The 13,886-nt window shown below is 39.7% G+C and carries 9 protein-coding genes; 6 read left to right on the top strand and 3 right to left on the bottom strand.

The window, feature by feature from the left end; translation table 11 throughout:
* Positions 1-9: 9 nt before the first annotated feature.
* The 3 genes from ACVWYG_RS13570 to dtd are packed head-to-tail and all read right to left on the bottom strand — an operon-like array spanning position 10 to position 2,402.
* Entirely contained in the window at positions 10-339 is a 330-nt protein-coding gene (locus tag ACVWYG_RS13570) for a nucleotide pyrophosphohydrolase (protein WP_457270774.1), read from the bottom strand.
* Positions 329-1,891, bottom strand: coding sequence for a glycosyltransferase family 39 protein (locus ACVWYG_RS13565; RefSeq protein ID WP_457270773.1), 1,563 nt, complete (start codon positions 1,889-1,891; stop codon positions 329-331). Before ACVWYG_RS13565 ends, ACVWYG_RS13570 begins: the two co-directional genes overlap by 11 nt.
* A gap of 58 nt (positions 1,892-1,949) precedes the next feature.
* Positions 1,950-2,402, bottom strand: a complete 453-nt coding sequence (gene dtd, locus ACVWYG_RS13560) for a D-aminoacyl-tRNA deacylase (protein ID WP_457270772.1) — start codon at positions 2,400-2,402, stop codon at positions 1,950-1,952.
* Between the two features lie 79 nt (positions 2,403-2,481).
* Here dtd and rluF point away from each other — a divergent pair, with 79 nt between their 5' ends.
* The 6 genes from rluF to ACVWYG_RS13530 all read left to right on the top strand — a co-directional run bounded on the left by rluF (position 2,482) and on the right by ACVWYG_RS13530 (position 13,882).
* The gene (gene rluF / locus ACVWYG_RS13555) at positions 2,482-3,453 is read left to right on the top strand and encodes a 23S rRNA pseudouridine(2604) synthase RluF (RefSeq protein ID WP_457270771.1); all 972 of its coding nucleotides are present in this window, start codon (positions 2,482-2,484) and stop codon (positions 3,451-3,453) included.
* Positions 3,454-3,663: 210 nt separating this feature from the next.
* A complete protein-coding gene (gene rlmN, locus ACVWYG_RS13550; protein ID WP_457270770.1) occupies positions 3,664-4,713 on the top strand; it encodes a 23S rRNA (adenine(2503)-C(2))-methyltransferase RlmN in 1,050 nt (349 codons plus the stop codon).
* Positions 4,714-5,112: 399 nt separating this feature from the next.
* A complete protein-coding gene (locus tag ACVWYG_RS13545) occupies positions 5,113-5,403 on the top strand; it encodes a co-chaperone GroES (RefSeq protein ID WP_354359291.1) in 291 nt (96 codons plus the stop codon).
* A 122-nt stretch (positions 5,404-5,525) separates the two neighbouring features.
* Complete coding sequence (groL, locus tag ACVWYG_RS13540; protein WP_457270769.1) at positions 5,526-7,163, top strand: chaperonin GroEL; 1,638 nt, start codon at positions 5,526-5,528, stop codon at positions 7,161-7,163.
* Between the two features lie 297 nt (positions 7,164-7,460).
* Positions 7,461-12,863, top strand: a complete 5,403-nt coding sequence (locus ACVWYG_RS13535) for a PKD domain-containing protein (RefSeq protein WP_457270768.1) — start codon at positions 7,461-7,463, stop codon at positions 12,861-12,863.
* Positions 12,863-13,882: a PorP/SprF family type IX secretion system membrane protein gene (locus ACVWYG_RS13530; protein WP_457270767.1), complete on the top strand. Its 1,020-nt coding sequence runs from the start codon at positions 12,863-12,865 to the stop codon at positions 13,880-13,882. The genes ACVWYG_RS13535 and ACVWYG_RS13530 overlap by 1 nt, the downstream gene beginning before the upstream one ends.
* Positions 13,883-13,886 lie beyond the last annotated feature (4 nt).

The raw sequence follows: 13,886 nt of genomic DNA, 5'->3' as shown, positions 1-13,886 counted from the left end.
ACCACAACGTTAAGGATTTATTTTTTTATTTTCCTTATGCCGCGTTGCGTCTCTGATTGTTTTCTTCTCTAAATTTTTGTGTAGCGCATCTGTTAAATTTACACCAGTTTGATTTGCTAAACAAATCAATACAAAAAGTACATCCGCCAGTTCGTCCGCAAGGTTTGCTGCTTCATCACTTTTTTTAAAAGATTGTTCGCCGTACTTTCTTGCAATAATTCTGGCTACTTCGCCTACTTCCTCCATCAATATCGCGATATTAGTGAGCTCATTAAAATAACGTATTCCTGTGGTTTTAATCCAATGGTCAACCGTTTGTTGCGCTTCTTCAATAGTCATGTTGTTGTTGTTTAATTTCTTCTTTTATGATGGTAGTAACGTCTTCACTAGCACCCTCGAGCAAGAAAACGCTGGTTCCTTTTTCTCGAGCGTAAGGATTTTTGACTTCGCCAATTTTGGTAATCTTCTTAAAGAAAGGCTTTTCCTTATTCCGTTTAGGATCATCGTCGTATGGGCCAAAAATAAAAATAGCATCTATAATTGGCTTATCCAGTTTAAACCAATTTAAATAATCTGCGTGATAAGAAACAGCATTGATGTCTTTAAAACGAGAATAATAATTAATTGCTCCCGCTTCTCCATAGTTATCGGCCCGAACCAAAACAGTAGATTTGTCTTTAACATTTGTATAAGCGAGGTCTGTTAAGTCGGCCAATTCCTTCCAGCCGAGCATATCTGCAAAATCTTGGGGTAATTCATGTTGTAAACCGTCTTCCCACTTTAGAACACCAACTTTGCTGAAAATCTTTTGCTTTTGAACAATCCTTTTCGGAGTTAGAAATGGATAGGACACTCTTAATATGAATAAGAAAAAAATAACTGGAATAATTAAGGTCAATACCTTTAGATATCGCAAAGATGGCCTATCCAATACCCGCCCAAAATAAGCACAGCCAGCAGCAATAATTATCGGATATAATCCTGCCGCATAATAGCTTTTGGCTCGAAAATAGATGAAAAGGAAGATTGAAAAACCAAACCCAATGACTATCCAGCGGTAATCTTTAAAGGGCTTAGAAAACATCAACGAAAGCAATCCTGCAAACACAATAAAAATAATATTGACGTAGTAAAGCAATTGGTCTTTCAAAAAATCAATTCTATTAATTTTATCCAACTGTGTTTTCGCCAGCTCTTTCATGTGCCAAACCACTGGAAAATTGTGATTGTATTGCCAAAGCAAATTCGGCAACATAATTAGCAATGTAAGGAAAGCTGCAAAATAGAAGTGCTTATTTTTAAAAATCGTCCGCTGAGAAGAAAAGATGAGTGCAGGAAGTAAACCCGCTAATAAAAATAAAATGCTGTACTTATTTAAAAAACCTATGCCTACACAGATCGCTGAATAATAAAGAAAGGCAGTTTTTTTGGTCTTAATAAATTTGATTAAAAAAAAATATAGTGCGGTCCAGCTCAATATATCAAAAGCATTTGGCTGAAAAAGTAAGTCTAATCGGCCAATGGTTGAGCAAATTAATGCAATAGCCGATAAACTCTTTGCATATAAATTACCCCCAAGTTCGCCAACTATTTTCCACGTAAACACCAATGTTGCTGCGCCAATAGTTGCAGATATCAAACGGATTACCGCTTCGCTCTTTCCCAAAAATTTAATTAATAATGCAAAAATAGACGTTACAGGAGGCACTGATTGGAAGCCCCAAGCCAAGTGATTTGCTTGATCTAAATGTAAAAATTCGTCGCGGTGCAATTCATAAATTGGATTGACCAGCAAGCACGGCAAGAGTAATTTTAATGCGATGAAAGAGAAAAGGGCAGCCAAACTCGCTTGAGAATAAGTTATTTTTCCAAGTAATGAATTGGCTGGCATATATTTAGTTTTATCGGACAAAGTACTGTGTTGGTTTTCGTCTTTCTAAGCGAAAATTTTACTCTTTATTTTTTGTATCAATCAATATCGTCACCGGTCCATCGTTCAATAAACTTACTTTCATATCGGCACCGAAAATTCCTGCTTCTATTTTTCTATTGAGCAACGCTGATATTTTATAGATCATTTGTTCATATAAAGGAACGGCAACTTCTGGTTTTGCTGCACGGGTAAATCCCGGCCGGTTGCCTTTTTTAGTTGCGGCAAACAGCGTAAACTGACTGATAAGCAAAATGTTCCCATCAACATCGGCCAGGGCTTTGTTCATCAATCCGTGCTCATCTCCAAAAACCCTAAGTCCAACAATTTTCTTTGCCAACCAATCCAGATCCTCTAATTTGTCTGCGTTCTCTATGCCCAAAAGGACTAAAAATCCAGTTGATATTTCGCCTGTAATTTTACCATCAACCTTACAAACGGCTTCTGTCACTCTTTGTATTACCGCCCTCATTTTAGCTAATTTTATTTGCAAGTTAGTTATTTACAGCTTTTGATAATCGAACAGAAAAAATTTTGAGTAAAATTGTAGCATGAATTCCAATTCTTCCACACGTTTAAATAAATTTATCAGCGAAAGCGGCTTGTGTTCCAGACGAGAGGCAGATCGATTTATAGAAAAAGGGAATGTATTTATTAACGGGAAACGCGCAACGGTGGGTGACCAAGTGGTTGCTGGAGATCGTGTGATGGTAAATGGTCATAACATCGAACCCAAACAAGAAGATGCTTTTGTGTTAATTGCATTTAATAAGCCTGTTGGAATTACTAGTACCACAGAAAAAAATGTACCGGCAAACATTGTTGATTACGTAAATTACAGTGAGCGCATTTTCCCAATTGGCCGATTAGATAAAGATTCTTCTGGTCTAATTTTTTTAACCAATAACGGCGATATTGTTAACAAGATTTTAAGAGCTGGCAACAAACACGAAAAGGAATACGTGGTTACCGTAAATAAAGCCCTTACCGAAGATTTCATTATTCAGATGGCCGGCGGTGTGCCGATTTTAGGTGTGAACACTCGGAAATGTAAAGTTAGGCAGATAAGTACAACTGTTTTTAGCCTGATTTTGGTTCAGGGATTGAATAGACAAATACGGAGGATGTGCGAACATTTTGGATATGAGGTGACCAAATTAGAACGCACACGCATCATGAACATCACGTTGAAAGGCATTCCTTCTGGCGAGTTTAGGGAACTTACTGAAGATGAAATGAACGCGTTGATGGAAAGTGTAGAAAAATCTTCATCGCAGGGAACTGCAAAACCAAAGAATACTAAGAAAAAAACCAGTACTTGGGGAATAGGTGTAGATTTAATTAAAGACGATAAACCAAAAAGGACTTTTGCAAAACCAAAACCTGAGCATAAAACTGCCGGTAAAAAACTAACTGCTAAACCAGGTAAGAAATCTAGCGCTAAAACCATTGCTGCACCTGGTAAAAGAAAAACACTTAAAGGAAAAAGAATAGTAAAGCCTTATTCTGGCGGCAGCAGATAACGTTTTTGGCAAAGTTGCAAGCTACAGTTGAATGAAGTTGTGCGAAAAGTTGACCAGTATACATTTCAATCTTACATTAGCTTGTTAAAAAAGACCTTCTTACACCGAATTTACAAGCTAGGTGCGCATTAGTCTTAGGGTTTCCCGCTTTAGTCCTTTTTTTCCTTAACTTTGCGATGCTCGTTTTAAGCCTGTGCGGCGATAAATATTATGGTAATTTCTGCAAACAAAAAAATAGATATACGTTCCTTAACCTTGCCTCAATTGCAAGAACACTTGCTTGTGTTAAATCAATCGGGCTTTAGAGCAAAGCAGATTTATCAATGGTTGTGGGAAAAATCTGCCATAACTTTTGAGGAAATGAGTAATCTTTCTAAAGACTTGCGCCATACGCTGGAAGAGAAATTTGCCATCCATGCGGTCAAAATCAGCAATTCCCAGGTTAGTAATGATGATACGATAAAAAATGCTTTCCGTTTGGCAGATGGCAATATTGTAGAAGGCGTTTTAATTCCGTTAGATGAACGGATGACGGCCTGTGTAAGTTCCCAAGTGGGTTGTAGTTTGAGTTGTAAATTCTGTGCAACAGGGTATATGGATAGGAAAAGGAATTTAAATGCCGATGAAATTTACGACCAAGTCGTGTTGATTGATAAGCAGGCGAAGGAGAATTATAAAACCCCATTAAGCAACATTGTGTATATGGGCATGGGCGAGCCACTGCTAAATTATGCAAATGTGCTGAAATCTATTGAGCGGATTACCGCTCCAGATGGGTTAAACATGAGTTATAAGCGCATCACGGTTTCTACTGCTGGCATTGCAAAAATGATTAAAAAATTGGCAGATGATGGCGCAAAGTTTAATCTTGCCTTGTCGCTGCACGCGGCAGATGATAAAAAGCGGAATGAGATTATGCCCATCAATGAGTCAAACACTTTGGCCGCGTTGGCAGATGCATTAAAATATTATTTTGCAAAGACTAGAAATCCTGTGACCTATGAATACATCGTTTTTAACAATTTTAACGATGAGCTTGAAGACGCCGCCGACCTGGCCAAATTTTGCAAGCACATTCCATGTAAAGTAAATTTAATAGAATACAATCCCATCGCCTTTGCCGATTATACCAATGCGGAAGGTGATAAAATAGATGCTTTTGCAAACCATCTTAAAAATCAAGGCATAAATACAAACATCAGGCGAAGTCGAGGAAAGGACATTGATGCAGCTTGTGGGCAATTAGCTATTAAACAATAGAATGTTTTGCGGATTTAGGGTCATGCCGGGCTTTAAAAAAATCGTGTATTCTTTCTTAAGAAATACATTCGTGCAATCCGACTTTTAAATTTTAACCTTCAACCTTAACTTCAGAAAAATTTCGACATGCGCTAAGCCCCGCAACTTTCGACTTTTATCGTTCACCAAGTCGTGAATCCTCCTTGAGAAATATCACTGTGCAACACGACTTTCAACCTTTAACTCCTAACCCTAACCTCTGCTCGTCTGCCATCATGGCACGTAGACTTTTTCCGATTTGCCAGCAAAAGGAAATAATTGACAGTTTGGTGAAAATTTGTCAATACATCACCATTGGCATAAAAAGTGTTGACTGAATTGTAATAAATTTTTTTATCAAATTAAAAACTAAAAATAATTATGTCGTTAAATCTTAAACCAATTGCTGGCACAGCTAATAGGGTAATTGTAGAGCCGGCAGCGGCCGAAGAAAAAACTGCTTCTGGTCTTTATATACCCGATACAGCGAAAGAAAAACCATCTAGAGGCACCGTAATGTCGGTATCCGATGAAGATGCTGAAGGTAAAAAACCATCTGTAAAAGTTGGAGATGTAGTATTGTACGGAAAGTACGGTGGTACAGAACTTCCTATTGACGGTAAAGATTATTTAATTATGCGCGAGACAGATATCTACGCGATAGTTGGATAGTTGAGTTTAAAGGCGAAAAGCTCTAAACTTAAAGCAAAAAATATATCATTAATAAAAAGGTATGCAATGGGTTAGATGCATTTGTCTCGATTCTCCTTGCTCATACCTCAAATCTATATAAAATGTCAAAACAAGTTAAATACAATGTAGAAGCACGCGACGCCCTGAAAAGAGGTGTTGACATTCTTGCAAATGCCGTAAAGGTAACTTTAGGTCCAAAAGGACGTAACGTAATTATCGATAAGAAATTTGGTTCGCCAGTAATTACAAAAGATGGTGTAACCGTTGCGAAAGAAATTGAATTAAAAGACGCCGTTGAAAACATGGGCGCTCAAATGGTAAAAGAAGTTGCTTCTAAAACAGCAGACATTGCGGGTGATGGAACAACAACTGCTACTGTATTGGCGCAAGCAATCATTACTACAGGAATTAAAAATGTAGCTGCTGGTGCAAATCCTATGGATTTGAAACGAGGAATTGATAAAGCAGTTAAAGCTGTGGTTGCGGATCTTCAGGCACAGTCTCAGACAGTTGGTGAAGACAACAACAAAATTAAGCAAGTAGCGTCTATTTCTGCCAATAACGACGAAGTAATCGGTGCGCTGATTGCAGAAGCAATGGCTAAGGTTGGTAAAGATGGTGTAATTACTGTTGAAGAAGCAAAAGGTACGGAAACTGAAGTAAGAACAGTAGAAGGGATGCAATTTGATAGAGGTTATTTATCTCCTTACTTTGTGACCAATGCAGATAAAATGGAAGCAGAATTAGAAACTCCTTACATTTTAATCTACGATAAGAAGATTAGTAACATGAAGGAATTGTTGCCTGTTTTAGAAAAAACTGTTCAAACTGGCAAACCTTTAGTCATTATTTCTGAAGATTTAGATGGCGAAGCATTGGCAACTTTGGTAGTAAACAAAATCCGTGGTTCATTAAAAGTTGTTGCTGTTAAAGCACCAGGTTTTGGAGATCGTAGAAAAGCAATGTTAGAAGACATCGCTATTTTAACTGGTGGCATTGTGGTATCAGAAGAAAGAGGCTACAAATTAGAAAATGCAGATTTAACTTATTTAGGTACAGCCGAAAAAGTAGTTGTAGATAAAGACAACACGACTATAATTAATGGTGCAGGCAATAGCGAGGACATTAAGTCTCGCGTTAGCCAGATCAAAGCTCAAATAGAAACCACTACTTCGGATTACGATAAAGAGAAATTGCAAGAACGTTTGGCAAAGTTAGCTGGCGGTGTGGCGGTACTTTACGTTGGTGCTGCAAGTGAGGTGGAGATGAAAGAGAAGAAAGACCGTGTTGATGATGCTTTGCACGCTACTAGAGCGGCAGTGGAAGAAGGTATTGTTGCAGGTGGTGGAGTTGCATTTATTCGTGCGGTAGAAGCTTTGGTTAACTTAAAAGGTGAAAACGAAGATGAGAATACAGGTATTCAAATCATTCGTAGAGCAATTGAAGAACCATTACGTCAGATTTGCGAAAATGCTGGTGTTGAAGGTTCTATTGTGGTTCAGAAAGTTAAAGAAGGAAAAGATGATTTCGGTTACAATGCGCGTACTGATGTGTACGAGAATTTAATTGGAGCCGGCGTTATCGATCCAACAAAAGTAAGCAGAGTAGCTTTAGAAAACGCAGCTTCCATTGCGGCCATGTTGTTAACAACCGAAGTGGTTTTAGCAGATGAGCCAGAAGAAGGTGGCGCTTCATCAATGCCTCCAATGGGCGGCGGCGGTATGGGCGGCATGATGTAAGCTCCGTTTATAAACAAATTATATTTCGTGTAAAAAATGGCCGTCAAGACAGATGTTTTGATGGCCATTTTATTTTAAAAAATTGATAGACAGGCTGTTGAAATAATCAAACAAAATGGGAGTATATTTTCGTGTAAATTTTTAAAGTTCGCTTTGGCTTTTATTTACATTTCGTGGGTTTATTAAAACCAGCGAACTTATCGAAGAATCTTACCCAACATTTTAGAAGCTAGCGTTGTCCGTAACTAGACAATATCACTTTTAAGGTTTAGTGCTCTTCGTATTGATTGAGACATAATGACACCGAAATTCGGAAAGTTTTTTCGGATTGTTTTTTTATCGACAATCCTGTTATTTTTAAGCATAAAGGTTTTTTCGCAACTGTCTATCGCGACGGTTGATGCAGGACCATATACGCCAGGAAGTGGCATTGCAGCTACTTTTACGCTTGGTAGTGGAACTTGTATGCAGCAAGGAAATGTTTTTAATTCCTACCTAGTTTCCTCCAACGGTACAGAAACTCTAATTGGAACCTTCAATGGCTTTTACGCCACATTTGTTAATGGACAAATACCTATAACCACCCTTCCGGGAAGTTATAAAATTCGGATAAAATCTACCATCCCAGTATTAATTTCTAACGATTCACAGCCTTTTACTGTTCAACTAGGAACTCCTGTTTTAGCAGAGATTAATTCATCGCCACAAATGGCAACGAATCTACGAGATGGAAAGCCAGAAGTTTTTGGCGTCTGTTCTGCCAACAATAACGATAGAACATTTAACATTACCAATAATTCTACCACTGGCAGTACGGTTTCTGCAAGTATAAAAAATGAAGTTAACAGCGGAATTAGCAATCTGGCTTTTAGCCAAAATCAAAATGTAAGTTTTATAGCTAAACCTGCTCATTATACTGCATTTATTAAAGCTACAGTTAATGGAACAGTAAGCACAAGGGCATACTTCTTTTTAAATAACAATGATGCAATCGCTTTCGAAACTTCTGGTAAGAGCGTAGTTTGTTTGCCAACAAAGCTAACCTACGGAATCAATACAACGGGTTTCGCGAAGAATTTTCCTGGTAATATTTATACCGTAAACTGGGGAGACGGCAGCTCAGATTCTTATACCATATGTGACATTATTAACAATCAGAACACGGTCGACCACCTTTACCTTAAATCCTCCTGTGGATCAACATTCGGTAATGTTTCTAATGCTTTTGGCATCACCATTAGCGCAAGCAATCAGTTTTGCGCAAGCATCGGAACTGCCCTTTCTACAACTGCAAAGGTAGTGCTCAGGCCAGTAAATTCATTTACCTTCCAAACTCCGGGTTGTACAAACACTAACATTGTTTTTAAGAATACATCTTTTGCGGGGCAAAATCCAAATTCTAATGGTCCGGAATGTACTCCAAATGATGTTTTATATACTTGGTTGGTAGATGGTGTCGTAGTAGAACGAGACAAGCAAATAAATTATAATTTTGTCCATAAATTCGATAGAGGTTCGCATACAATAACGTTAATGTCCTCTAATCCCGGAGCCTGCGATGCCGATCCGTTTATTGCTACGGCTTGCATTCAAGATCCTGCAAAGCCGGCGTTTACCCTTCCAACAACAACATTATGTACGCCATCTACATTAATTCCAATAGATAAGTCAATCATAGATAATGTTTGCTCTGGCGCCAACACCTACAATTGGGTGGTTACGCCTGCGGTGGCAACAATTGGAGGGACAAATTTGCAGAGCAAACAGCCGGAATTTAGCTTCACCAAACCCGGTGTATATAAAATTTTATTACAGATCACTACACCTAGTTGCGGTTTGGTTTCTTCTGCCTCTCAAACGGTAGTCGTTAATACAACTCCGAAAGCAACGCTTTCTCCAGAGGTGACTTTGTGTAACCCGACAACCTATGATTTTAACAACGTTACTACCGGGCCGACTTATACTTTGCTTACTGGAAGTCCGAATCCGCAGGCAGATACTTATACTTGGACCGTAACCGGAACAGGTGTTTATAGTTTTGAAAAAGGAGATGCCCATTCACAATACCCATCAATCAAGTTCGACGACTACACGGAATACACGGTCACTGTGGTTCAGCAAAATGGCTGCGGAACAGCATCTGCGACTCAAAAACTCACTTTTAAACCTGCTCCAAAGGTAGACGCTGGTCCTGACCAAAGCATCTGCTTTAAAGAAAGCAGTTTTACGTTAAATGCTGCAATATCCGACAATTCGGTTGGGCACAGTTGGGTGGGCGGAAACGGAGTTTTTTTTCCAAATCGGGATGCACTCAATGCCACTTATACGCCTACATTACAAGAGCGAACCTCTGGAATAGTGACGGTAACCCTAAGGGCGACAACAGCTTTAGCTGCTCCGTGTAAAACCATTGATGATGAAATTATCCTAACCATTAAGCCCAAATTAGATCTGACTAGCGAGGCAACGTTAAATATCTGCACGACCGAGGTGTTAAAATACCAACCGACTAACAATGTTGCTGGTAGTATTTTTACGTGGACAGCAACAGGATCTGCGAATGCTACGGGATATTCTACAAGCGGCACAGGGTTAATAACAGATCAACTTACTAACACAGATCTAACCAAGAATGCCCAAGTTGTTTATACCATTGTTCCCCAGTATGATGGTTGTAATGGAGCATCATTTAGTTTGGTGGTTAATATAAGCCCTTTGCCTGTTGTTACAGCAACTGCAATTGCTGCAACCATTTGTAGCGGTACAAATACCAACATTACGCTGGCTTCTAATCTTCCAAATACTACTTATGCTTATTCAAGCACAATTAATGGAACAGTAACTGGCAATAGTTCTCGCGCCGTAGCGAATACCGATGCTTTTATCAATGATAAGCTTATAAACACCGGAAGCACTAACGCCACCGTTACCTATACAATTATCCCGGCGGTTTCCGGAAAATGTTCGGCAGCGCCAATTACTAAAATCATCACTGTTTATCCTGCAGTACCAGTTGCAGATGCTGGGAAAGACATGAGTTTATGCAGTGGAAATGGCATTCAGCTTTCAGGTAACGACGCGGGTGCGGGAACCGGAAAATGGACTTTAGAATCTGGGCAGCCTAGTGTAGTAATCCAAAACCCGAGCTTGTTCAATACCCAGGTAACCGGTTTAATTGCGGGCGAGACTTATACATTTAGATGGGCAATTATAGGCGCTGCACCTTGTTCGGCAAGTTCTGATGAGGTCAAAATAACTTTTTATCCCCCCATTGTCAATACAATTGGCAGTAAAGATGTGACCATTTGCAATGGAACAAACGCTACTTTTACTGGTAACGTTCCAACGGGAGGGGTTGGCGGTCAGTTTACTTTTTCTTGGGAAAAAAGCACAGATAACGGCGCTACATGGAGCGTAATTACAGGGGAAACCAACAAGGACTTAAGTTTAAATTTTACTGAAACGATTAGCATCAGGAGATTGGTAAATAGCAATATTTGTACTTCTTTTAGCAACATAGTCAATTTAAAAGTCAGGCTCCCGTTAGCCGATAATACAATATCTTCCGATCAAGTAGTGTGTTTCGATAAATCACTGAGTCCGCTTCAGGGAAGTGCTCCTACCGGCGGAGATGGAAATTACGCTTACCAATGGCAAAAAAGCACAGATTTTGGACTAAACTGGTCAGACATTTCCGGAGGAAATAACCGAAATTTAGATCTTTCTGGTACGGTTATAAATGGTTGGTTTCGTCGTGTGGTAACGAGCGCAACTTGCGGGTCGGCCCAAAACATCAGTAATGTGGTAAAAGTTACCATCATCCAGCCTGCAAAAGCAACATTTAATTTTACTAGTGATAAGGGTTGTAGTCCTTTCGAATTAGATGCGAAAAGCATTACCGCCGAAAGTTATCCCAGCAATGAAACATATACTTGGTATGCCGACAATGCCTTAATTGGAACTGGCCTTGCTTTTCCTGTCTATACGATTATTGGCGGAAATAAAACAGTAACCATCAAGCTGGTCACCACTAGTTTAAATGGTTGTAATGTTGCTATTTTCGAGCACACGTTTTCTACCTACGATATTTTACAGGGAAGTTTTACCCAAGATTTAAGTGATGGGTGCGGACCGCTAAGTGTTACTTTCAAGAATACTTCTTCTCCATTAACCGATGCAACGTTTGCGTGGGATTTTGGGAACGGGCAAAAATCTACGGCTGCAAATCCAGGCACAGTTGTTTTCGAAGCCGACCCAACAGGTAAAGACATAACCTACACCGTTACGCTCACAGCGTCTACACCTTGTAATACCATCGTAAAAACAAGCACCGTAATGGTAAAAGCAAAAGCCATATCGGTTTTTTCGCCAGACCGAACGACGGCTTGCTCCCCTGCAACCATCAATTTTACCAATACATCTCCAGGAAATACAAATACGTATTATTTCGATTTTGGCGATGGCACAAATTCCGGACCTTTAACGGATAAAAGTTTGGTAAGCCATGTATATACCACTTCCAAAATTAAGGAATACGTGGTTACCATGCGTACAGAAAATAACTGCGGAGGAGCCACTTCATCGTATACCATTACCATTTCGCCAAATACTATCGTACCAGAATTGGTGATAAATAGCAACGAAAAACAGGGATGTGCACCGCTAAGCGTAAATTTATACAACAATACAAGTGGTGCAAATGTCTTTACGTACACCTTTGTTAACAATACTACAGGCGAGCAAAGCACTACCATTACTACAAAATCGCCGGAGGTGCTCAATCACGTTTTTAGCACTGGAGGAAACTATACCGTCACACTGGTTGCAACGAACGGGTGCTCTACGGCAACCACTTCAGAAACCATTGTGGTGTATGATAAGCCGGTCTTAAATTTCGCAGCCGATAAGACAGATGGATGCGATGGACTGAAAGTAACCTTTAAAAATACGGTTCAATCTGGAATAGGATATCTTTGGGATTTTGGTGACGGCCAAACATCTACCGATAATGCTCCGACACACATTTACACTGGTGTAGGTAAAAGTTTTACGGTAACATTAACAGCAACAAATCAACTTGGCTGCACAACTTCTACAACTTTGCCAAATTACATAACCCTTGTTCCGCCGCCGGTGGCAGACTTTGAAGTAAACCCAGGCAATTCAATCACCATTCCAAATTATACTTTTTCTTTCTTGAACCGCTCTACAGAAGGCGTAATATGGGAATGGGATTTTGGGGATGGCGTAACGTCCAGATTACAAAATCCGGTTCATTTATATCCAGATACAGGTATTTATCGAGTGAATTTAAAAGTGTACAATAAAGGCGGTTGCGCAAGCACAACCTATCAAACGGTACGCATTATCGGTGTGCCCGGATTTTTGTATTTGCCAAATTCATTTATGCCCGGAAGTGCAAAAGACGAAATCAGAACTTTTAAGGCAAAAGGAGTCGGAATGAAAGAATACAAGCTGAGCATTTTCAATAAATGGGGCATGTTGGTATTTGAAACTACCGAGCTAAGCGATGGAGCGCCATCTATCGGTTGGGATGGAACCTATAAAGGAGTGCCTCAACCGCAGGGTGTTTATTTCTGGAAAGCCGAAGTAAAGTTTACCAATGGATCCGCATGGAAGGGCATGTCTTATAAGGGCGAGCCAGCGCGAAAAGCAGGGGGAATTTATTTAATAAGATAATGAAAAAGAAACCGCTAGCCATCGTTTTTTTACTCCTTGCATCGTTGTATGGCAGCGCGCAGGATCAGATTTTTTCACAATTCTACAATGCGCCACTTTATTTAAACCCCGCACTTACTGGCCAGTTTAAAGGCAGCATAAGGTTTAATGCGCTTTATAGAAATCAATGGACCGGACTTCAGAGCGATTACTCCTACGTGCATGCGTCTGGAGATTTGAACTTTCCGGAAATTAGAAGCGGTTTTGGCATCATGTTTAACCGCAGCAGCGAAGGAACAGCCTACCTGCTTAAAAATAACATTGCAGCAAGTTATGCCTACATCATTCCTGGAGATAATTTCACGCTTTCTTTCGGACTTCAGGGTGGCATTACAAACCTAAAGTTAGATTGGAGCAAATTAGTTTTTGGCGATCAAATAGATCCAACATACGGATATAACTCTGGATTAGCTTCTGGAGCCGAACGCCCCGACATCGACAGTAAATTTTATTTTGATGCGGCTGCAGGTACGAATCTTGTTTACGGGAAAGCCATGTTGGGGTTGGCTGCTCACCACATTAACCGCCCCGATGAATCTTTAACAGGCATCAATACAAAATTACCAGTCAGGCTTTCTGGTACGCTGAGCTATAAAATAGCATTAGAACCAGAACGGTATAATCAAGACGGAACTTATATAATCCCATCTGTAGTGATTTATAAGCAAGCAAATATAACTTCTTTTAGCTTTGGCGGTCAATTCAAATACAAAGGAGTAAATGTAGGTGCTTGGTTTAGAAAAAACGGAACGTCAGACGGGAATGCTGCGGTTGTGGTCTCCGCTATATTCGATATTTTCGGCAAGAACAATGACCGAGAAAAATTTCGCGTAGGCATAAGTCATGATGCAACCACATCTAAATTAAACTATAGCAATACAGACGGCACCACAGAACTTGGTCTGAGTTATCAAAAGTATTTCCCCAGTAGTGGCGAGTATGGGGAATATAACGGATTAAGATGCTACGATTTTTATTAGCTTT

Source organism: Pedobacter sp. UYEF25, assembly GCF_054061655.1.
This window is presented reverse-complemented; position numbering and strand designations above follow the sequence as displayed.